Source organism: Marinobacter fonticola, assembly GCF_008122265.1.
Lineage (GTDB): Bacteria > Pseudomonadota > Gammaproteobacteria > Pseudomonadales > Oleiphilaceae > Marinobacter_A > Marinobacter_A fonticola.
The window spans coordinates 1,807,595-1,828,481 of the sequence record NZ_CP043042.1 but is presented as its reverse complement, the minus strand read 5'-3'; the positions used below and the strand labels follow the sequence as shown (position 1 = coordinate 1,828,481).

General features: G+C 58.0%; 17 protein-coding genes. 5 read left to right on the top strand and 12 right to left on the bottom strand.

Translation table 11 applies throughout. The annotated features are described in order from the left end of the window. Nucleotides 1-23: 23 nt before the first annotated feature. From galE to guaB, 4 genes are all read right to left on the bottom strand, one after another. Nucleotides 24-1,010 (bottom strand): UDP-glucose 4-epimerase GalE, encoded by a 987-nt coding sequence (galE, locus tag FXO11_RS08135; RefSeq protein ID WP_148862516.1) that lies wholly within the window; start codon nucleotides 1,008-1,010, stop codon nucleotides 24-26. A gap of 97 nt (nucleotides 1,011-1,107) precedes the next feature. Then, nucleotides 1,108-1,605 (bottom strand): tRNA adenosine(34) deaminase TadA, encoded by a 498-nt coding sequence (gene tadA, locus FXO11_RS08130; protein ID WP_148862515.1) that lies wholly within the window; start codon nucleotides 1,603-1,605, stop codon nucleotides 1,108-1,110. A 66-nt stretch (nucleotides 1,606-1,671) separates the two neighbouring features. After that, the gene (guaA, locus tag FXO11_RS08125) at nucleotides 1,672-3,249 is read right to left on the bottom strand and encodes a glutamine-hydrolyzing GMP synthase (protein ID WP_148862514.1); all 1,578 of its coding nucleotides are present in this window, start codon (nucleotides 3,247-3,249) and stop codon (nucleotides 1,672-1,674) included. 153 nt (nucleotides 3,250-3,402) lie between these two features. Continuing rightward, nucleotides 3,403-4,866: an IMP dehydrogenase gene (gene guaB, locus FXO11_RS08120; protein WP_148862513.1), complete on the bottom strand. Its 1,464-nt coding sequence runs from the start codon at nucleotides 4,864-4,866 to the stop codon at nucleotides 3,403-3,405. A 333-nt stretch (nucleotides 4,867-5,199) separates the two neighbouring features. On the opposite strand from guaB, the gene xseA reads away from it, so the two are divergent. From xseA to FXO11_RS08105, 3 genes are all read left to right on the top strand, one after another. Beyond that, nucleotides 5,200-6,558 carry an exodeoxyribonuclease VII large subunit gene (gene xseA / locus FXO11_RS08115; RefSeq protein ID WP_148862512.1) on the top strand — a complete coding sequence of 453 codons (1,359 nt, stop codon included), beginning with the start codon at nucleotides 5,200-5,202 and terminating at the stop codon, nucleotides 6,556-6,558. Between the two features lie 299 nt (nucleotides 6,559-6,857). Continuing rightward, nucleotides 6,858-8,732, top strand: a complete 1,875-nt coding sequence (locus FXO11_RS08110; protein ID WP_148862511.1) for a propionyl-CoA synthetase — start codon at nucleotides 6,858-6,860, stop codon at nucleotides 8,730-8,732. Nucleotides 8,733-9,145: 413 nt separating this feature from the next. Further along, nucleotides 9,146-9,355 (top strand): cold-shock protein, encoded by a 210-nt coding sequence (locus FXO11_RS08105; RefSeq protein ID WP_148862510.1) that lies wholly within the window; start codon nucleotides 9,146-9,148, stop codon nucleotides 9,353-9,355. A 168-nt stretch (nucleotides 9,356-9,523) separates the two neighbouring features. On the opposite strand, the gene leuA is transcribed toward FXO11_RS08105, so the two are convergent. Then, a complete protein-coding gene (gene leuA, locus FXO11_RS08100; protein WP_148862509.1) occupies nucleotides 9,524-11,206 on the bottom strand; it encodes a 2-isopropylmalate synthase in 1,683 nt (560 codons plus the stop codon). Nucleotides 11,207-11,459: 253 nt separating this feature from the next. On the opposite strand from leuA, the gene FXO11_RS08095 reads away from it, so the two are divergent. Beyond that, nucleotides 11,460-11,948, top strand: coding sequence for an Lrp/AsnC family transcriptional regulator (locus tag FXO11_RS08095; RefSeq protein ID WP_148862508.1), 489 nt, complete (start codon nucleotides 11,460-11,462; stop codon nucleotides 11,946-11,948). A 30-nt stretch (nucleotides 11,949-11,978) separates the two neighbouring features. On the opposite strand, the gene FXO11_RS08090 is transcribed toward FXO11_RS08095, so the two are convergent. The 3 genes from FXO11_RS08090 to FXO11_RS08080 all read right to left on the bottom strand — a co-directional run bounded on the left by FXO11_RS08090 (nucleotide 11,979) and on the right by FXO11_RS08080 (nucleotide 13,682). Then, nucleotides 11,979-12,548, bottom strand: a complete 570-nt coding sequence (locus FXO11_RS08090; RefSeq protein WP_227546077.1) for a lipocalin family protein — start codon at nucleotides 12,546-12,548, stop codon at nucleotides 11,979-11,981. A gap of 29 nt (nucleotides 12,549-12,577) precedes the next feature. Further along, complete coding sequence (locus FXO11_RS08085) at nucleotides 12,578-13,201, bottom strand: TetR/AcrR family transcriptional regulator (protein ID WP_148862507.1); 624 nt, start codon at nucleotides 13,199-13,201, stop codon at nucleotides 12,578-12,580. A gap of 76 nt (nucleotides 13,202-13,277) precedes the next feature. After that, complete coding sequence (locus FXO11_RS08080) at nucleotides 13,278-13,682, bottom strand: PaaI family thioesterase (protein WP_227546133.1); 405 nt, start codon at nucleotides 13,680-13,682, stop codon at nucleotides 13,278-13,280. 216 nt (nucleotides 13,683-13,898) lie between these two features. Between FXO11_RS08080 and FXO11_RS08075 the strand changes: the two genes are divergently transcribed. After that, entirely contained in the window at nucleotides 13,899-15,623 is a 1,725-nt protein-coding gene (locus tag FXO11_RS08075; RefSeq protein ID WP_148862505.1) for a proline--tRNA ligase, read from the top strand. A 75-nt stretch (nucleotides 15,624-15,698) separates the two neighbouring features. Here the strand turns inward: FXO11_RS08075 and FXO11_RS08070 are convergent, their stop codons facing one another. The 4 genes from FXO11_RS08070 to htpG form a co-directional block, all read right to left on the bottom strand. Then, nucleotides 15,699-16,676 carry a tRNA dihydrouridine synthase gene (locus FXO11_RS08070; protein WP_148862504.1) on the bottom strand — a complete coding sequence of 326 codons (978 nt, stop codon included), beginning with the start codon at nucleotides 16,674-16,676 and terminating at the stop codon, nucleotides 15,699-15,701. Between the two features lie 140 nt (nucleotides 16,677-16,816). Continuing rightward, nucleotides 16,817-18,259 (bottom strand): catalase, encoded by a 1,443-nt coding sequence (locus tag FXO11_RS08065; RefSeq protein ID WP_148862503.1) that lies wholly within the window; start codon nucleotides 18,257-18,259, stop codon nucleotides 16,817-16,819. Nucleotides 18,260-18,688: 429 nt separating this feature from the next. Further along, nucleotides 18,689-18,907: a DUF2835 domain-containing protein gene (locus FXO11_RS08060; protein WP_148862502.1), complete on the bottom strand. Its 219-nt coding sequence runs from the start codon at nucleotides 18,905-18,907 to the stop codon at nucleotides 18,689-18,691. A 1-nt stretch (nucleotide 18,908) separates the two neighbouring features. Further along, a complete protein-coding gene (htpG, locus tag FXO11_RS08055) occupies nucleotides 18,909-20,807 on the bottom strand; it encodes a molecular chaperone HtpG (RefSeq protein ID WP_148862501.1) in 1,899 nt (632 codons plus the stop codon). Nucleotides 20,808-20,887 lie beyond the last annotated feature (80 nt).

The following is a 20,887-nucleotide window of genomic DNA, read 5'->3' as shown; positions in this document are numbered from 1 at the left end:
TAGTCCTGAGTTCGCAATTCCTTTTAACCTTTCTGGCGAGCCTGCCAGATTTTCTCCCAGGCCAGCGCGTTGCCCACAATCGTGTCGAGGTCGTCGTAATCGGGCTGCCAGCCCAAGGTGCTTGTGATTTTTGAGTTATCCGCCATGAGCGCTTCTGGATCGCCGGCCCGGCGCTCGGTTTCCGTGACCGGAAAATCGTTACCCGAAAGCCGCTTGACCACCTCAATCACTTCGCGCACGGTGAAGCCACGTCCATAGCCGCAGTTCAGCACATCCGACTGTCCCCCACGCTTCATGTGCTCCAGCGCCATCACGTGGGCCTTGGCCAGATCTTCAACGTGAATGTAGTCGCGTACACAGGTGCCATCGCGGGTATCGTAATCGGTACCGAAAATCTGCATACCCTCGCGGATACCGTTGACGCATTCGCAGGCAACCTTGATAAGGTGCGTCGCCTCAGGCGTCGCCTGTCCCAGAAGACCGTCCGGATTGGCCCCAGCCACATTGAAATAGCGCAAGATGATGTAGTTGAGCGAAGATGCCGCCGCCAGATCCATGATCATGCGCTCACTCATCATTTTCGACGCCCCATACGGATTGATGGGTGCCAACGGCATATCCTCAGTCAATACTTGTGCATCAGGCATGCCATACACTGCGGCCGTGGACGAGAACACCATGTAGGGTGTCTGGTAGCGCTCGATAGCCTTGAGCAGGTTGAGGGTATTACGGGTATTGTTGCCATAGTATTTCAGCGGATTGGCAACGGACTCAGGCACCACGATGTTCGCCGCAAAGTGTAAAACTGCCTCAAAATCGTGCGCTTTGAAGACGGCATCCAGGGCGTTTTCGTCCGCCAGGTCGCCTACGATCAGCTCGCCACAGGTGACCGCCCAGCGATAACCCGTGGATAGGTTGTCGAAGACCACCACGTCGTGACCTGCTTCTCCGAGCTGGCGTACGACGTGACTGCCAATATAACCGGCGCCGCCGGTGACCAGAACTTTCATAGCTTTCCCTTTACATTCAGCCTGTCTTCAACAGGACACGGTGTTGTTTAAATCCAGTTGTTTAAAACCAGTTGTTTAATTCCAATCTTAAGCCGGCCTATCGCCTATCCTTTGCCGCCTTGCGGCGCTCGGAGAAAAAAGCGCTGATCGTTTCGCTGCATTGCTCGGCCCGCACGCCAGCGCTGACGGCCACGCGCCAGTTCATCGCCTCGCTATCGAGCAGTTTCGCAGACGACTCAATGGCCCCCGCTTTAGGCTCAATCGCACCGTACACCAACCTTGAGACACGCGCATGAACCAGCGCGCCTGCACACATTGTACAGGGTTCGATAGTGACATAGAGGGTAGCGCCGCTGAGCCGGTAGTTGCCCACGCGACGGGCAGCATCCCGAATAGCGCGGATTTCAGCATGAGCGGTGGGGTCGCGGGCGGAAATCGGTGTATTGAAACCGGCACCAATTTCCTGACCTTGCAGAACGACGACGGCCCCGACCGGTACTTCGCCGATTGAGGCCGCTTGATTAGCCAGCGTCAGGGCACGATCCATCCAGCGCTCGTCTTCACGGGCCTGATCAACCGTTTCAGTGACCGTCATCAATCGTCCCTGCCCTAACGCTATGCTTCACCCACTAAATACCTTCACTGCAACCAGTAAACCGAATTATTCCCACTCAATGGTGGCAGGCGGTTTGGACGAGATGTCATAGGTGACCCGGGACACACCGGAAATCTCGTTGATGATGCGATTGGAGATGGTCTCCAGCAATTCGTATGGGAGGCGCGCCCAGCGCGCCGTCATGAAGTCCACGGTTTCCACCGCTCGAACTGCAATCACGTATTCGTAACGCCGCTGGTCGCCGACAACACCCACCGATTTTACCGGCAGGAACACAGCGAAGGCCTGGCTCACCTTGTGGTAGAAGTCGGCACGGTGCAGCTCTTCCAGGAAAATGGCATCGGCACGACGCAGGATTTCGGCATACTCTTTCTTAACCTCGCCCAGGATACGCACACCCAGGCCGGGTCCCGGAAACGGGTGCCGGTAGAGCATATCGTACGGCAAGCCCAGCTCCAGGCCGATACGACGCACCTCGTCCTTGAACAACTCGCGCAGGGGCTCCACCAGCTTGAGCTTCATGGTTTCTGGCAAGCCGCCAACGTTGTGGTGAGATTTGATCACATGCGCCTTGCCGGTTTTGGAGGCGGCGGATTCGATCACGTCCGGGTAAATGGTGCCCTGAGCGAGCCAGTTTACGTCTTGAATGCGAGCAGCTTCCTCATCGAAAACGTCGATAAACGTGTTGCCGATGACCTTTCGCTTCTGCTCGGGATCGGTGACGCCTTCGAGCTTGGACAGGAACAGATCTTCTGAATCCGAGCGAATGACCTTCACGCCCATGTTGCGGGAGAACATATCCATCACTTGATCGCCTTCGTGCAGGCGCAACAAGCCATTATCCACGAAAACACAGGTGAGCTGGTCGCCGATGGCTTTGTGTAGCAACGCTGCGGTCACCGAAGAATCCACGCCGCCGGAGAGGCCCAGCAAGACTTTTTCGGAACCCACTTGTTCACGAATCTGCTCAATCGCATCCTCGACGATTTGCGCCGGCGTCCACCAGGCTTCGCAGCCACAAATATTGAGAACGAAGTGCTCGAGGATACGCTGGCCTTGCAGGGTGTGCGTCACCTCCGGATGGAACTGAACACCGAAGAGGTTGCGATCCAGGTCCTGCATGGCCGCGACCGGCGCACTTTCGGTGGAGGCTAAAAGCTCAAAACCATCGGGCATGGTGACCACCTTGTCACCGTGGCTCATCCAGACATCCAGCAGCGATTCGCCCTGATCGGTCAGGTGATCGGTGATGTCCTTGAGCAGCGGACCTGCGGCACGCACCTTGACCTGGGCATAACCAAACTCACGTTTCTCGGAACTGGCTACCTTACCGCCCAGCTGTTCGGCCATGGCCTGCATGCCATAACAAATGCCAAGAATTGGCCTGTTGCTCTCGAACAGACCGTCCGGCGCACGCGGGCCGCCCAGCTTGGTCACCGACTCGGGCCCGCCGGCGAGGATAATACCCTTGGGATTGAACTCATCGATGTCCGCGAGGGCAATATCGAATGGACGGATTTCACAGTAGACGCCAATCTCACGCACACGACGGGCAATTAACTGGGTGTACTGGGAGCCAAAATCCAGAATCAGAACACGGTGGTCATGAATGTTTTGAACCATGAAATCCTCAATTCAGAAAATGCAAACGGGGCTCGGAACAAAATCCCGAACCCCGGTTAAAGCCAGGAGCTGCTGAACGCCCCGCCGGGCCCTATTCTATAGCAACCGCGTTTGTTAATTGCCTTACTGGGTGTTAACCCACGCGAGCCGGTGTTAGCCGACGCGGTAGTTCGGCGCTTCCTTGGTGATCGTCACGTCGTGGACGTGGCTTTCACGCATGCCGGCATTGGTAATACGGGTAAACTGGGGACGCACCCGCATTTCGTCCATGTTCTTGCAGCCGGTGTAGCCCATAGAAGCACGCACACCGCCCATGAGCTGGTGAACGATGGCACGCATCGGCCCCTTGCAGGCCACGCGGCCTTCAATGCCTTCCGGCACCAGCTTCTCGACGCCTTCGCTGGCATCCTGAAAGTATCGGTCGCTGGAGCCTTGCCCCATTGCGCCGAGAGACCCCATGCCGCGATACGCCTTATAGCTGCGCCCCTGGAATAGTTCGACTTCGCCCGGCGCCTCGTCGGTACCGGCAAGCAAGCTGCCCACCATAACGCTGTAGGCGCCCGCCGCGAGGGCTTTGGCCAGATCGCCCGAGAAGCGCACACCACCGTCGGCGATGAGCGGCACTCCGCGATCCTTCAATGCCGCCGCGACGTTGGATACCGCGGAAATTTGAGGTACGCCGATACCGGCGACAATGCGAGTGGTGCAGATCGAACCGGGACCAATCCCCACTTTCACGGCGTCTGCGCCGGCATCCACCAAGGCAATGGCCGCCTCGGAAGTCGCGATGTTGCCGCCGACCACCTGAACGTCCGGGTAGTTCTTCTTGGTCCAGCTCACCCGTTCAATGACTCCGCGGGAGTGACCATGAGCGGTGTCGATCACGATAACATCGACGCCTGCCTCCACCAGCGCAGCGATACGTGCCTCGGTGTCGCCCCCCGTGCCGACCGCAGCGCCGACACGCAGACGGCCCTGCTCGTCTTTACAGGCCAGCGGATAATCCTTGGCTTTCTGGATATCCTTCACAGTGATCAGGCCGCGGAGCTCAAAGCCATCGTTGACCACAAGCACCTTCTCGATGCGATGCCGGTGCAGCAAGTTCTTAACCTCGTCCAGGCTGGCACCCTCGCGGGCGGTGACGAGCTTTTCCTTAGGTGTCATGATTTCGGCCACCTTGGTATCCAGGCGGCTTTCGAAACGGATGTCACGGCCAGTGACGATACCCACCAGGTCACGGCCATCGACAACAGGCAGGCCGGAAATGCTGTTCGCCGAGGTAATATCGAGCAGCTCGCGCACCGTCGTTTCCGGGGAGACGGTAATCGGATCCTTCACCACGCCACTTTCGAATTTCTTAACCTTGCGGACAGCCGCCGCCTGCTGCTCGACCGACATATTCTTGTGAATGATGCCGATACCGCCCTCCTGAGCCATGGCGATAGCCAGCTCGGAACCGGTGACGGTGTCCATGGCAGCGGAGACAAGAGGAATATTGAGTGAAATACCCTTTGTCAGCTGCGTCTCAAGGCTGACATCCTTGGGTAGCACATCGGAGTAACCGGGAACGAGGAGGACGTCATCAAATGTCAGGGCTTCTTCGGCAATACGCAGCATGGGACCCGCCTTAATTTAACGTGCTAAATTTCCGGGAGGCCTACCCTGAAAACTCCGGTACTGGAATAACCCGGCACGTGGAACCGCGGCAGGTCCGGCAGAAATCAGAGATATCAGAAAAACGAAACGCCCCGGCACCCTCCTGATAAACGACCGCATGTGCCGATATTCTGGAGGATCTACCAGAGCGCGTTTATCATCGCTCCCTTTAATCGATCTATTATATGGGGGACAGGTTGGACAGTAAACCTGCTATCTTCCCCCTACTCTTTGCATGTTTTTGAAATTGCGCCCTTTTTGATACCACCAGTCTTCGGAAAATCCCTATATTTTATGGATATAACCGCTTCAGCCTCTCGCCCACGCGCGCTGTCCGTCAGCCAACTCAATCATCAGGTGCGCCATTTGCTGGAAGTCAGCTTTCTTCAGGCCTGGGTCGAAGGCGAGCTTTCCAGCTTCTCGCGACCGGCCTCGGGCCACTGGTACTTCACCCTCAAAGATGCCAAGGCTCAGATTCGCTGCGCCATGTTCAAAGGCAACAACCAGCGTGTAGCGAGACCGCCCAAGGAAGGTGACCAGATCCTTATCCGTGGCAAAGTCACGCTCTACGAGAGCCGGGGCGACTACCAGATTATCGTCGAAAGTCTTGAGCCCGCCGGGCTGGGCGAGTTGCAGGCTGCATTCGAAGCACTAAAGCAAAAGCTGCAGGCCGAGGGCCTCTTCGAGGCCGAGCGGAAGAAGCCGATTCCATCGCTACCAAAACACATCGGCGTGGTCACCTCCCCGACCGGCGCCGCCGTACACGATATTCTGACCGTGCTGAAACGCCGCTGTCCCGGCATTCCGGTGACGATTTACCCGACCGCCGTCCAAGGTCAGAATGCGGCCGACGAGATCGTCGCATCGATACAGAATGCTGAACGCCACGGGGTCGCCGACGTGCTGATCATCGGACGCGGCGGCGGCTCCCTGGAAGACCTTTGGCCTTTTAACGAAGAAAAGGTGGCTCGCGCCATTGCCGGCTGCTCCCTTCCCACCGTGAGCGCTGTCGGACACGAGGTGGATTTCAGTATCGCCGACTTTGTGGCGGACCTGCGCGCACCCACACCCTCCGCAGCGGCAGAGCACTTGGCCCCTGACCAGTCCGGCTGGGTCCGCACGTTGGAGCAGCAATTACATCGCCTGGAATCGGTGATGGACCGGATGCTGCGTAATATGAGTCAGCAACTGGGCCATCTTAGCCAGCGTCTACGCGATCCAAGGCGTGAGTTGCAGGTCTATCAGCAGCGCCTGGACGAACTTGAGAGCCGCCAGCTCAATGCCATCAAACAGCAGATTCAACAGCTCGGCCAAAGGCTGGGCCATGACCAGCAACGGCTGGCCGCGCAGAGCCCCGGCCGCATACTGGCCCAGCGCCTGGAGCACGTGGCCAACCTGGGCGAGCGTTTGAGACGGGAAGTGCATTGGCAACTCAACGAACATCGCGAGCGCCTGAGTCATGCATCGCAGTCGCTCCACCTGGTCAGTCCGCTGGCAACACTTGATCGCGGCTATGCCATCGTCGGCACCGATAAACAGCCGGTAGTGCGCAAGGCAAGCGATCTCTATGCCGGCGACGGGATTACCGCTCGGCTGGGTCAGGGGCATATCGAAGCTATGGTTACCGCGGTGTACATCGAAGAAGAACCATAGGCACCTCTGATTAAGTCGAGGTGATTAAGCCGAGGGGATTAAGCCAAGGGGATTAAGCCGAGGGGATTAAGCCGAGTGACGTTTCCGATTTTCCCTAACGCGGCAATCCGCCGGAGTGAGAACCGTTCGATGCGTTCTTAGCCCATCGTCTAGTAGCGAGCCAGCAACAACCACTTACAGTGTGGTGAACGTCCGGGAAAAAAGCACCGCCAGCCTTCCCCGCGGAATATCTCCTTGCGCTGTATCGACAATAAACGAGGCCCATAACGACCGAGGCCGACAATAAACGAGGTGGTTCCATGAGTTATCGCGACGAGTTCCAAAGGTCGATCCAGGACCCCGAAGGCTTCTGGAAAGACAAGGCACAGCTGATCGATTGGTACCGCACGCCGGAAAAAATTCTCACCCGCGTCGACCCGAACACCTACACCTGGTTCGAGGACGGTGAACTCAATACCTGCGACCTGGCTTTGGATGCTCACTTGCGTAATGGGCGCGGTGAGCAGACTGCACTGATCTACGACTCGCCGGTCACCGGCCAACAGCAGAGCTTCAGCTACGCGGAGCTGCACGCCCGTGTCGCGCGCTTCGCCGGGGCCTTACAGGAGCGCGGTATAACCAAGGGCGACCGGGTCATCGTTTACATGCCGATGATTCCCGAAGCGGTGGTGGCCATGCTTGCCTGCGCCCGTCTGGGCGCCATTCACTCCGTCGTTTTTGGCGGTTTCGCGGCCCACGAACTGGCGGTGCGGATCGACGATGCCACCCCCAAAGCCATTCTCACGGCATCCTGCGGCATCGAAATCCAGAAGGTCATTCCCTACAAACCATTGGTCGACGCGGCTATCGATAAGGCCGGGCACAAGCCGGAGTGCTGCATCGTACTGCAGCGCTCGCAAGTCACCGCGGCCCTGGTCGACGGCCGCGATTTCGACTGGAGCGAGCTGGAAGCCAATGCCGAGCCGGTAGACCCCGTGCCGGTACGCGCCACCGACCCGCTTTACATCCTCTATACCTCCGGCACCACCGGCAAGCCAAAGGGCGTGGTGAGAGATCACGGCGGGCACGCCGTGGCCATGCGCTACAGCATGGACCTCGTTTATGGCGCCGAGCCCGGCGACGTATTCTGGGCCGCTTCCGACGTGGGCTGGGTCGTGGGCCACAGCTATATCGTATACGGACCGCTGATCACCGGCTGCACCACTGTTCTTTACGAGGGAAAACCGGTCAAAACGCCGGATGCCGGCGCTTTCTGGCGTGTGGTCGCCGATCACCGGGTCAATATCCTGTTCACTGCGCCAACGGCATTCCGCGCAGTGCGTAAAGAAGACCCGGAGGCTGATGCCCTCCACCGTTACGACATCGGATCGCTAAAACGCATTCTTCTGGCGGGCGAACGCCTCGACCCACCGACCTACGAATGGCTGCGGGAGAAAACCGGACTGCCGATCCTCGATCACTGGTGGCAGACGGAAACCGGCTGGGCCATTTGCTGCAACCCTGTTGGCATTGAAACGATGGCACCCAAGCCCGGCTCGGCGACGGTACCCTCGCCGGGTTACAACGTCCAGGTCCTCAACTTCAAGGGTTCACCCACACGCCGGGGCGATCAGGGCCAAGTGGCCGTCAAGCTGCCATTGCCACCGGGATGTCTAACCGGTATCTGGGGTGACCCTAGCCGATTTATCGAAACCTATCTGTCTCCGCTGCCCGGCTACTACAGCTCCGGTGATGGTGGTTATATCGACGAAGACGGCTATGTCTTTATCATGGGACGCACGGATGACGTCATTAACGTTGCCGGGCATCGCCTATCCACCGGAGAAATGGAAGAAGTCGTGGCCTCGCACCCGGCGGTAGCGGAATGCTGCGTCATTGGCGTTCAAGATGAAATGAAAGGCCAGCTACCGGTTGGACTGGTTCTGCTCAAAGACGGCGCGATGATCGAGCACGACGAACTTGAAGAAGAGCTTGTGGAAATGGTGCGTGAGAGCATCGGCGCCATCGCCTGTTTTCGGCGAGCCATGATCGTCGACCGGCTGCCAAAAACTCGGTCAGGAAAAATTTTGCGGCGAGTCCTGCGCAGCATCGCTGACGGCGAAAACTACGCCGTGCCATCGACGATCGATGACCCGACCATTCTGGAAGACATTCAGCATCGATTCCGTCACTGACCCCAAGCTCCGACCGACAAAAGTATCACGTGAGATGACCACGAAAGATCGAAAATTCAAAACATAAAGCGGCGAACTTACAGCTATCTATGAGCAAGACAGGCATTAGGGTTCTACCCAAACGCACCCCCAAAACGCCGCTCACAGCCCCTCGGAAATGAACCTGCTATAAGCCGGAAGACGCTGTTTTTCCGGCTAAAATTTTTCTTTGACGGTCCTCGGACACGGTCTATACTAAATTCGCTGTGAAAGACAGCGGTATTCGGTGAAAGCGTTACCACGGTCGGCTTGAATTGCTCTGCGTTGGTCCCTTCCCTCAGTACTCTGTGTAATTCTCAGCAACCCGGCTCTTCTGTATGGGGAAGAGGCGCGTCCCGTTGTGGGCTTAAAACTCAGGAATACAGGAAAGATTCATGTCAGATACTAAAACCGGCCATGTTAAGTGGTTCAACGAATCCAAGGGCTTTGGCTTTATCGCTCAGGACGGCGGCAGTGACGTATTCGTTCACTACAGCGCGATCAATTCCTCTGGCTTCCGTACGCTGGCTGAAGGTCAGCAGGTTCAGTTCACCGTGACTCAGGGCCCGAAAGGTCCGCAGGCCGAAAACGTAACTCCGGTCTGATAATAGCGTTGACCGCCAGCCACGGTTTGGCTGGCACACCAAAAAGCCGACACGAATGTGCCGGCTTTTTTCGTTTGCGTGTTCCGCTCTGAACTACGCTTCGCGCGGAGGATGCAGAAGGCTGAACAGCGCTTTTTGTTCACGGCCTCCTCCAAGTTCACTAGACCCTCAAGCGGTGCTTGTACGGGCATTCTCCGGTGCAGCTACAGCAACATGATTAGCCACCGCCGAGAGCAGCGCCTGCAAGGTTGCGGACGTGGTGTCCTCAGCCAGCGCTGCAGCACTGTGAGGCGAGCCATCGACTTGGATGCGAATGCAGGCCATCGCATTGGCATTAGTGCCTTCGCTCAAGGCAAACTCATCGTAAGCCTCGACCGCCAGCGTGATGCCGTAGCGGCTCTCGAGTCCCGCAGCGACAGCTTCGACAGCGCCTAGCCCTTCGCCCGAAAGCTGGACCCGCTCACCCTCGCCAAACTCGATGGACGCCGTTACGCCATCGTCAGTGCGGTGCAGATCATAGGTCCGCAGACGCCATTCCGGGCGCACCGCCAGGTACTTGTCCTCAAACAGGCGGTGGATGGTATCGGAATCCACTTCCCCGCCTTCGGTTTCCGCGGCTAGCTGAACAACCTTACTGAACTCGATCTGCAGCCAGCGCGGCATGGAAATCTTGTAATCGCGTTCCAGCACATAGGCAACACCGCCCTTCCCGGATTGACTGTTGATCCGCACCACTTCTTCGTAACGACGGCCCAGGTCACGCGGGTCGATCGGCAGATAAGCGATTTCCCATTTGTCACCTTCCTGATACGGGGTCAGGCATTTGCGAATCGCATCTTGGTGGCTACCGGAGAAGGCAGTGAAAACCAGTTCGCCCGCATAGGGATGGCGCGGATGGGTTTGAATCTCGGTGCAAGCCTCCACCACGTCGGTGATCTCGGCCATGCCGGACAGGTCGAGCAACGGATCGATACCTTGGGAATAGAGATTCATGGCCATGGTCACCAGATCCATGTTGCCAGTACGCTCACCGTTCCCCATCAGCGTGCCCTCGACACGATCGGCGCCGGCCATGACAGCCAGCTCGGCGGCGGCAACCGCGCAGCCGCGGTCATTGTGAGTATGCACGCTGATTTGGATGTGTTCGCGGTATTTCACGTGATCGCAGATCCATTCGATCTGGTCGGCAAAAATGTTCGGGGTCGCCATTTCTACGGTGGCCGGCAGATTGATGATGACCTCCTGGCCCTGGTCCGGGCGCCAGACGTCGTTCACCGCATCGATCACCTCGGCAGCGTAGTCCAGTTCGGTGCCGGTAAAGCTTTCCGGCGAATACTGGAACGTCCAATTCGTGCCCGGCTGCTTATCGGCAAGGGCTTTAACGACGCGCGCTCCGTTGACCGCGATTTCGCGGATACCGGCGCGATCCAGGCCGAAGACTTTTTCGCGCTGAACGGTGGAGGTGGAATTGTAGACGTGCACGATGGCATTCTTCGCGCCCTGCAAGGCTTCATACGTCCGCGCGATCAATTCAGGACGCGCCTGGGTCAGCACCTGGATACGCACATCGTCCGGCACGCGATCTTCTTCGATCAGTTTGCGGCAAAAATCAAAATCCGGCTGGCTCGCCGCCGGAAAGCCGATCTCGATTTCCTTGAAACCCAGCTTGACCAGCAAGTCGAATAGGCGCTGCTTCTGAGCCACGGTCATGGGTTTGACTAGCGCCTGATTGCCGTCCCGCAGGTCAACTGCACACCAGGTCGGTGCGTGCTGGATGACCTGGTCGGGCCAGCGACGATCGGTTTTGCGAACCGGCTGGAAGGCAACGTATTTGCGATGATCAAATCCCATAACGATTCCTTGCTGTGTAATTGGAACGATAAACAAGCCCGCCTGCTGAGGCTGACGGGCCTGGTGCTTGTCCTGTGGCTTGTGGCCCGGACGGTGCCGTGACGACAACCGATTCCCCGGTAAGCGACCGAGTCGTCCGACAACGTGAACAGCATAGGCCATCCAACACGCAATGTGCTTGCTAATTTTCTCACAACAAGGTCAATATTAGAAACAACTGCCAATATTTAACGAGAAATTAGCGATTGCTGCCATGAAAGATGAAAAGCTGATCAAACTGGACCGGACCGACCGCAAAATCCTGGAAGAATTACAGCGCCACGGCGAGCTCAGCAATCAGGAATTATCAGAACGGGTCGGCCTCTCACCCTCACCCTGCTCGCGGCGAGTCAAAGCGCTGGAGGATGCGGGCATCATCGTCCGACGCGTCACGATCCTCGATCATAAAAAGCTGGGGCTGGCACTGACCGCTATTATCCTGATCGGTATGGACCGGCATACACCGGAAAGATTCGAGGCCTTCGAACATCAGGTCAGCGAGTATCCCGAGGTGCAAGAGTGCTACCTGATTACCGGCCAGGACGCGGATTACATGCTCAAGGTGGTGGTTCCGGGCATGGATGAGTACCACGAGTTCCTACTCAACAAGATCACGCGCATTCAAGGCGTGAGCGGCGTGCATTCAAGTTTCGTGCTGCGCCGGGTGATCGACAGTACGGCGCTGCCATTGGGTTACCTTTAGTCGTGCATTAGCAGATCGCCACCGATGTGATTACGGCCTTGGCGCGGGCGGTTCGCCGGACTGTTCTACCCAAATCAGGTCATCCACCGGATAGCCGGCTTCCCGAGCCTTGGCAACGAGCTGCTTCCGCACCGGCGCCGCCATTTCCGGCGTGCGCGATAGCAGCCAAAGGTAGTCACGATCCGGTCCGGTGACCAAAGAGTACCGGTAGTCCGCCTTATCCAGCGCCATTACCACATAGCTCGCGTAGAACGGGCCAAAGAACGACACTTTGAGATGGCCGACACGCCGCTCCCCCACAAACTTGGCCACGCCGTTCGCCTGCTCCCATTCTCCGCTGGCGGCATTGAAGCCTTGGTTGAGCACATCGATCGTACCGTCTTCATTGGCCGTATAGGTGGCCTGCACATAACTCAGACCTTCCTCGAACGGATGAGGCAGACGGGCGATTTCGTACCAAGTGCCCAGGTAACGCTGCGGCTCGAAACCCGTTACCGGCTCGACACGGTCAGGTAAACCGGTGCACGCTGCCAGTAACAGGCAGACGCACCCAGCACCAAGACGATTCAGCCCATGGATATAACGGCGCAGGTGTTTCAATTTTTCCTCCTGGACGTGCGTCAACGACTCTAACCTTTTTCTTCGTCAAGCAGTTGGTCCAAATACGCTCGCACCATACGCTTCAGTTCACTCAGCAACGCCTTGGCCTCCTCTTCGGGGAGCGTAATCGCCATTCGCAGCAAGCTGCCGCTGGCCCGAGGCACCATGAGACTGGCGGACCAGCGACGGTCTGCCGGCAAATGCGGGCATTGTCGGGCCAGATAGGCATCAAGATCGCTGGCGTTGGTCCGCAGCTCGCTCAGGTCGAGTTCCCGCAACTCAGGCATCGCTTCTACGCTTGACCAAATCGCCTTGTAGGCAGGTTCGTCCCGATAGAATTCGAAGTAGACATCCAGAAGCACTTCGACAATGGTTTCCGGACCAAATCGGTCCAGCCGGTTTTTCAGCATGGTTTCCAGCTTTTCCACATGCCGTTCGGCAATGGCCTTCACGATAGCCGGCTTATTGGGGAAATAGCGGTAAAGGGAAGCCAGCGACATATTGGCACGTCGGGCGATTGCGGACATGCTGGTGGCATCCACACCCTTATCATGAAAAGTCAGGGTAGCGTGCTGGAGGATGGCCTCAACGCGCTCCCGACTGCGCGCCTGCACAGGTTTGCGACGCGGCGAGATACTATTGCGCTCGGTCATACTGACAAGTTTTTCCTATGTGCCTTATGGGGCCTTCTTCCTATAAGACCCGCTTAACTTGCACCTGGCACGTGGCTCAGGCGGGCAGCGCATAGCTGCCGGTCACATGGGCAACCAGTCGTTCTTCCTCGCCGGACAGCAGACGGACTTCGCAGAACGCCAGGCGGCGCCCCATTCGCAGGACAACAGCCTCTGCCACCAGATCGGCGGGCGCGGGCTTCTGCAGAAAGTTGATATTCAGGTTACTGGTGACGGCCATCTCCACCTTACCTAGAGAGGCCAGAATGGCAGCGTACATCGTCGCATCGGCCAGCGCCATCTGTAGCGGACCGGAAAGCGTTCCTCCCGGGCGCACAAAATTCGTAGCGAATGGCACCACCGCCCGCGCAAACCCGTCCCTGACCTCTTCTACCGTAAATCCGATGTCGCCCGCCATCGGCACACCTTCGCGGATGAGAGCCTGGACTTCATTTGCGCTCAGGGTCATTTTATACCTCCTACCAAAACTCACCGGTGCGGCACCGGATGCCTTGCCTGTACGTAATCCCATTGGCTCCGTACAATAGCGGGCTCTATAAATGAGAGGAAGACTTTACAGGACTTTAACCGCGCCTTCGTCCTCGCCAAAGGTCGCAGCCGGGGGAGACCCGTTAAGCACTTCGTTAATAACTCACTCGATGGACACGGACTTCGAAAGATGCGCGCAAGCCGTTATCTGATCGCCACACTGAAAGAAACACCGGCTGACGCCGAAATCATCAGCCACCAGCTGATGCTCCGCGCGGGCATGATCCGCAAACTTGCTTCGGGCCTGTACACCTGGCTGCCGCTAGGGCTGCGCGTACTGCGCAAGGTCGAGCGGATCGTGCGCGAGGAAATGGACAAGAGCGGCGCCCAGGAAGTGCTGATGCCGGCAATCCAGCCGTCCGAGCTTTGGCAGGAGTCCGGCCGCTGGGAACAGTATGGTGGCGAACTGCTACGTCTGAACGACCGCCATGGCCGGGATTTCTGCTTTGGCCCGACCCATGAAGAAGTCATCACCGACGTGATCCGCAACGAGCTGAAAAGCTATAAAGAACTGCCGGCGAACTTCTATCAGATTCAGACCAAATTCCGCGATGAACGCCGGCCCCGCTTCGGCGTGATGCGGGCTCGAGAGTTCATCATGAAGGACGCCTACTCCTTCCATTTGAACAAGGACTCCCTGGACGAAACCTATCAGGTGATGCACCGCACTTACTGCAGCATCTTTGATCGGCTGGGTCTGGACTACCGGCCTGTGCAGGCAGATTCCGGCGCTATCGGTGGCAGCTCGTCCCACGAATTTCACGTGCTGGCCTCATCGGGCGAAGACGCAATTGCCTTCAGCACCGGCGGCAAGTACGCCGCCAACATCGAGAAGGCCGAGGCCATGGCACCCGCCGGCGAGCGTCCTGCGCCAGTGGACGCTATGAAGGCCGTGGACACGCCGGACCAGCGCACCATTGCCGACATTGCAGCTTTCCTCAATGTCGATGCCACCCGCACCGTGAAGACGCTGATCGTCAAGGGCGAAGCGGACGAAGACGGCGGCGCGAGGCTCGTTGCCCTGGTGCTTCGTGGCGATCACGAGCTGAACGAGATCAAGGCGGAAAACCTCAAAGACATCGCCGAGCCGCTAACCATGGCGACCGACGAGGAGATCAAGAAGGCGATCGGCTGCAAGGCCGGTTCCATCGGCCCGGTTGACCTGCCGCTACCGGTGATCGTCGACCGCAGTGCCGCTCACCTGGGCGACTTTATCTGCGGCGCCAACAAGGATGACGTCCATCTTACCGGCGTTAACTGGGGCCGCGACGTTGAACTGGGCCGGGTGGAAGACCTACGCAACGCGCTCGAAGGCGACCCCAGCCCCGAGGGTGACGGTCAGCTTGAGATTAAGCGCGGTATCGAAGTTGGCCATATCTTTAAGCTGGGCAATAAATACAGCCAGGCCATGAATGCCACCGTCCTCGATGAGCACGGCAAGACAGCGATCCTGGAAATGGGTTGCTACGGCATCGGCGTATCGCGCATCGTCGCGGCGGCCATCGAGCAGAATCACGACGATCGGGGCATCATCTGGCCGGCTGCGATCGCGCCTTTCGAGGTCGCTGTCGTTACCCTCAACGCGCATAAGTCGCCGGCCGTGCTGGAAGCAGCCGAGACGCTGTACGAGCAGCTACGCCAGGCGGGCCTCGATGTGCTACTGGACGACCGCAACGAACGGCCAGGCGTGAAATTCGCCGATATGGAGCTGGTGGGCATCCCCCATCGCGTGGTGGTATCCGACCGTGGGCTGGGCGCCGGCACCCTGGAATACAAAGGCCGCAGCGATGCGGATAAGCAGGATATTCCAGTGGACGAAGCCGTGCCTTTCCTGATTAAGGCCCTCGCCCGTTAATTAAAGCCTCTTCGCCCGGGCGTTCATCATGCCCGGGCGCTATTCGCTCTCAGCCGTCGTCGCACTGAAGGCCTTTCAGGCCGTCGCCTTGACCGGCACCCAAGCCTCAGCGCTGGCTTCCAGCAGTGCGCAAACCGCATCCGGGTGGTTCGCGCGCTTTACCTTGCCCCAGCAGATCTCCGCCTCCGGATACTGACGCCGGGTATAGTTCAGCCATTGCTTAATCCGGCCTGTGGCGTAACGCGGCTCCAGAAACGTCTGTAGCGTGCGGCAGTAATCCACCAGCAGTTCAACAACACCCGACCACGGCATATCGGCAACAACCCGCCCTTCCTGACTGGCCTTGATTTTCACCGCCAGATCCGGACGCGCAACCAGGCCACGGCCGATCATCACGTCGTCGCAGCCCGACACCTCCCGGCAACGCCAGTAGTCGTCGACCGACCAGATATCCCCATTGGCAATAACCGGTGTGGCTACACGTTCTCTTACCCGGGCAATCTCTTCCCAATACGCCGGCGGACGATAGCCGTCCACCTTGCTACGCGCGTGGATGCAGATCTCGTTCGCGCCGGCCGCCGCCAGAGCCTCACCGCAGGCGATTCCCATGGAGCGGTCGTCATACCCCAAACGCATTTTTGCGGTAACCGGGATATCGGCTGGGACCGCAGCGCGAACAGCCGCGACCAGAGCATGCATCAGCTCAGGCTCGCGCATCAGTACACAACCACCCTTGTGCTTATTGACGGTCTTGGCCGGGCAACCGAAATTGAGGTCCACCTGGAGCGCCCCGAGTTCGACCGCTTTTTGCGCGTGCAGCGCCACCTGGCCCACGTCGGAACCCAGCAACTGAACCGCCACCGGAACGCCGGCCCGGGTTCGCGAGCCATTTTGTAGCTCGGGCCCGAAGCGGTAGAACACCCGCGGGGGAAGGTCGCCGTGGGTAACGCGGATAAACTCGGTAACACAACGGTCGATGCCACCCACCGCGGTCAGCAGTTCACGGATGTAACCATCAACAAGCCCCTCCATCGGGGCAAGAAATACACGCATGCGGGACCTAAAGAAAAGCACGGGATCGGATAGCGCGCATTGTAGAGATTATTTGTACAAAAAAAAGCCGGTGATGCGACTCACCGGCTAAACACAGCTCGTTCCGGGGGACGGATAGCCGGGGGACGGATAGAAAGAAACTACGTTTCCAGCGAGCGACGAATGCCCGCGCCGTATTCCGGGTGCACCTGATCGAATAGCTTCAGCTGGCGCTCGACGATCCTCGCCGGAACACCCGCCATGGCGCCGGCGATATTGCCGAATAAGCGCTCCCGCTGACCGGCGTCGAATAGTTCGAACAGCGCCCGCGGCTGGCTGAAGTCGTCGTTGCCGTCACGATGGTTATAACGGTCGGCATCGCCGTGCAGGGGCAACGGTGGCTCCTTCACTTCCGGGTCTTCTACCGGCCCGTTGAACGAGTTCGGCTCGTAGTAGGCATCCGGATTGGACTCGCCGTTCTCGAAGAAACGCATGGCGCCATCCTTGTGGTAATGGTTCACCGGGCACCTCGGACGGTTTACAGGCAGGGCCTCGTAGTGGGTGCCCAGGCGGTAGCGATGCGCATCGGCGTAGGAGAACACCCGCGCCTGGAGCATCTTGTCCGGAGAGTGACCGATGCCCGGTACGATGTTCGACGGGCTGTAAGCCGCATTCTCAACTTCAGAGAAGTAATTGTCCGGGTTGCGGTTAAGCTCCAGCACACCGACTTCAATCAGTGGGAAGTCGCCATGCGGCCACACTTTGGTCAGGTCGAAGGGGTTGTGTTCGAAAGTCTTCGCCTGGTCTTCCGTCATGACCTGGATGTACAGCGTCCACTTGGGATAGTCGCCGTTCTCGATAGCGGAGAACAGGTCTTCCTGGGTCGACTCGCGTGTTTTGCCGACCACCTGCTCCGCTTCTTCGTTGGTCCAGAATCGGTGTCCCTGTCGAGTCTTGAAGTGGAATTTGCACCAGACCCGCTCATTCTTGGCATTGATCAGGCTGAACGTGTGCGAGCCGTAACCGTTCATGTGGCGTACGCCTACCGGAAGTCCCCGATCCGACATCAGCATCGTGACTTGGTGCAGGCTCTCCGGCGACTGGGACCAAAAATCCCACATGGCGGTCGGCGAGCGCAGATTGGTCCGCGGATGGCGCTTCTGAGTGTGGATGAAGTCAGGGAACTTATAGGCATCACGCACGAAGAACACCGGCGTGTTGTTGCCGACGATGTCCCAGTTGCCCTCCTCGGTGTAGAACTTGACGGAAAAGCCACGCACGTCGCGCTCGGCGTCCGCGGCGCCCAGTTCACCTGCTACTGTGGAAAAACGGGTAATCAAGGGGGTCTGTTTACCCACCTCGGAGAAGATACGCGCCTTGGTATACGCGGTGACATCGTGGGTAACGGTAAAGGTACCGTAAGCGCCCCACCCCTTGGCGTGCACCACGCGCTCGGGAATACGCTCACGATTCTGGTGCGCCAGCTTTTCGATCAACTGATAATCCTGCAGAAGCAGTGGGCCGCGGGCACCTGCCGTCCAACTGTTCTGGTTGTCCGCGATCGGGCTACCCGCGGTCGTCGTAAGTCGTCTCTTATCGGACATGCCGAACTACTCCTTCTCTCGATTTAAGGACGGCTACGGCACTGTCGAACTGCCAAAAGCCGAATCTGCGCACGAACTGCGCTACTGCGACAGCGCAAAATTGGCGTAGTACTCGAACCACGCGCGAGCCGACCGCTTCCAGGGTTTCCGATCATTCGTCATGGCTGCACTCCTATCGCTTTGAAGATGGCTCGTTCTCGAGACCGAACGCTTGTATTTGCGCCGACTACGAACCAAACGATAGAGCCTAAGCATAAAAACGGGCAATCAATTAATCTTAGACTATTAAGAGTTAATTTCTATTAACGGCGGAAATGATGAATAGCGGGACTATCGTTAAAGCTGGTGGTCAAGTGTCAACGGCGGTGAGAGCCAAGAGGGGGCATGAGTCGACAGGCACTAATAGGCGATGTGGAAGGCGTTGATTTTCTAGAGACGGGAAATACTATGGAACTTGCCTTGATCGTCGAAGTTGATTTGGAACGAACCGTGGATGCCATCACGCAGGGCGAAACGGGAAAGGATACGGGCCGGGAAACGGACAGTACGTCCGTCCCGGGACACCGCGCGAACATCGTGGGCCGCGCCCTGATAGAGTTTGATCCACTCCTCAGGGCTAACGGACAGGTCCACGACAATCGACTGCATGTCAGTTGCTTAGGTCCAGCAGCAACCGGTTGAGGCGGCTAACGTAAGCGCCTGGATCCTTGAGCTGTTCGCCGCTGGCCAGCGTGGCCTGATCGAACAATACAGCCGCGAGGTCGGTAAACTGATCCTCGGACTTCTCCTGCTCCAGACGGTTTACCAGCGGATGATCGGTGTTGATCTCGAAGATCGGCTTGCTCTCCGGCACCTTCTGGCCCGCTGCCTCCATGATCTTCTTCATCTGGGCGCCCATATCGTAATCGCCGACCACCAGACAGGCGGGCGAGTCGGTCAAACGATTGGTAACGCGAACCTCCTGAACCCGATCATCCAGCGCCTTTTTGATGCGTTCCAACAGCCCCTTGTGGGCTTCGGTCGCTTCTTCCTGGTGTTTCTTATCTTCCTCGGTTTCCACCTCACCCAGGTCCAACTCGCCGCGCGCCACATCCTGCAGTTGCTTGCCGTCGTACTCGGTGAGGTAGCCCATCATCCATTCGTCGATACGGTCGGACAGGATCAACACCTCGATGCCTTTCTTGCGGAAGACTTCCAGATGCGGACTGCTCTTAGCGGCAGTAAAGCTGTCGGCAGCGATGAAGTAGATCTTCTTCTGGCCTTCTTTCATCCGCTCGATGTAGTCGGCCAGGGAAACGCTCTGGGTCGGCTCACCGGTTTGGGTAGAGGCAAAGCGCAGCAGACCGCCGATCTTTTCACGGTTGCTGAAATCCTCGGCCGGACCTTCCTTCATGACGGTACCGAACTCATCCCAGAATTTCTGGTACGCCTCCGGCTCCTTCTTGGCCAGCTTGCCCAGCATGTCGAGCACCCGCTTGGTCAGCGCGGTCTTGATGTTTTCAACGGTACTGTCGTTTTGAAGGATTTCGCGGGAAACGTTCAAAGACAAGTCATTGGAGTCCACGACGCCTTTGACGAAACGCAGGTACAGAGGCAGGAACTGTTCGGCGTGATCCATAATGAATACACGCTGAACATACAGTTTCAGGCCACGGGGTGCTTCCCGGTTGTACAGGTCGAACGGCGCACGGGCCGGAATGTACAACAGGCTGGTGTAGTCCAGCTTGCCTTCCACTTTGTTGTGGGACCAGATTAGCGGGTCCTCGAAGTCGTGGGCGATGTGCTTGTAGAACGCCTTATACTCGTCGTCTTTGATTTCGGTGCGCGGCAGGGTCCACAGAGCGGTCGCCTCGTTGACCGTCTCATCTTCCGCTTCGTCCTGCTTTTCCTCGTCCTCGACTTCCGCCTTCATGACGACCGGGAAGGAAATGTGATCGGAATACTTCTTCACCAGATTGCGCAAACGCCAGCCATCCGCAAACTCGCTCGCTTCCGGCTTCAGGTGCAGCACGATCTGGGTGCCGCGGGCCGGGCGATCGACGTTTTCGATGGTGAACTCGCCATCGCCCTTGGAGTCCCAACGCACACCCTCTTCGATCGGCGTGCCGGCGCGGCGGGTAAAGACCTCAACGCGGTCCGCCACGATAAAGGCGGAATAGAAACCCACGCCGAATTGGCCGATCAGCTTGCTGTCCTTCTTCTCGTCACCGGTGAGCTGGTTGAGAAATTCCGCAGTGCCGGAACGGGCGATGGTCCCCAGGTTCTGGATAACATCGTCACGGCTCATGCCAATACCGTTATCGGTCAACGTAACCGTATTCGCGCCCTTGTCGTAGTCAAGGCGGATCTTCAGGTCAGGCTCGTCTTCGAACAGGCTGTCATCCTTCAGGGCAGCGAAGCGCAGCTTGTCTTCAGCATCCGACGCGTTCGAAATCAATTCCCGTAGGAAGATTTCCTTGTTGGAGTACAGTGAATGAATCATCAAGTGAAGCAGTTGCTTCACTTCGGTCTGGAACCCCAGAGTTTCTTTCTGCGTTTCGACCGTCATGGCGGGGTATCTCCTTGCTCAGTACCACAATGTTGCTTGTTTATTGGCCAGTCCGAAGACTAGCCGTAATAGGTCTGGCA

Coding starts and splice junctions, on each gene's coding strand:
- galE (WP_148862516.1), bottom strand. CDS start 1,010: ATGAAAGTTCTGGTCACCGGCGGCGCCGGTTATATTGGCAGTCACGTC.
- tadA (WP_148862515.1), bottom strand. CDS start 1,605: ATGACGGTCACTGAAACGGTTGATCAGGCCCGTGAAGACGAGCGCTGG.
- guaA (WP_148862514.1), bottom strand. CDS start 3,249: ATGGTTCAAAACATTCATGACCACCGTGTTCTGATTCTGGATTTTGGC.
- guaB (WP_148862513.1), bottom strand. CDS start 4,866: ATGCTGCGTATTGCCGAAGAAGCCCTGACATTTGATGACGTCCTCCTC.
- xseA (WP_148862512.1), top strand. CDS start 5,200: ATGGATATAACCGCTTCAGCCTCTCGCCCACGCGCGCTGTCCGTCAGC.
- FXO11_RS08110 (WP_148862511.1), top strand. CDS start 6,858: ATGAGTTATCGCGACGAGTTCCAAAGGTCGATCCAGGACCCCGAAGGC.
- FXO11_RS08105 (WP_148862510.1), top strand. CDS start 9,146: ATGTCAGATACTAAAACCGGCCATGTTAAGTGGTTCAACGAATCCAAG.
- leuA (WP_148862509.1), bottom strand. CDS start 11,206: ATGGGATTTGATCATCGCAAATACGTTGCCTTCCAGCCGGTTCGCAAA.
- FXO11_RS08095 (WP_148862508.1), top strand. CDS start 11,460: ATGAAAGATGAAAAGCTGATCAAACTGGACCGGACCGACCGCAAAATC.
- FXO11_RS08085 (WP_148862507.1), bottom strand. CDS start 13,201: ATGACCGAGCGCAATAGTATCTCGCCGCGTCGCAAACCTGTGCAGGCG.
- FXO11_RS08075 (WP_148862505.1), top strand. CDS start 13,899: ATGCGCGCAAGCCGTTATCTGATCGCCACACTGAAAGAAACACCGGCT.
- FXO11_RS08070 (WP_148862504.1), bottom strand. CDS start 16,676: ATGCGTGTATTTCTTGCCCCGATGGAGGGGCTTGTTGATGGTTACATC.
- FXO11_RS08065 (WP_148862503.1), bottom strand. CDS start 18,259: ATGTCCGATAAGAGACGACTTACGACGACCGCGGGTAGCCCGATCGCG.
- FXO11_RS08060 (WP_148862502.1), bottom strand. CDS start 18,907: ATGCAGTCGATTGTCGTGGACCTGTCCGTTAGCCCTGAGGAGTGGATC.
- htpG (WP_148862501.1), bottom strand. CDS start 20,807: ATGACGGTCGAAACGCAGAAAGAAACTCTGGGGTTCCAGACCGAAGTG.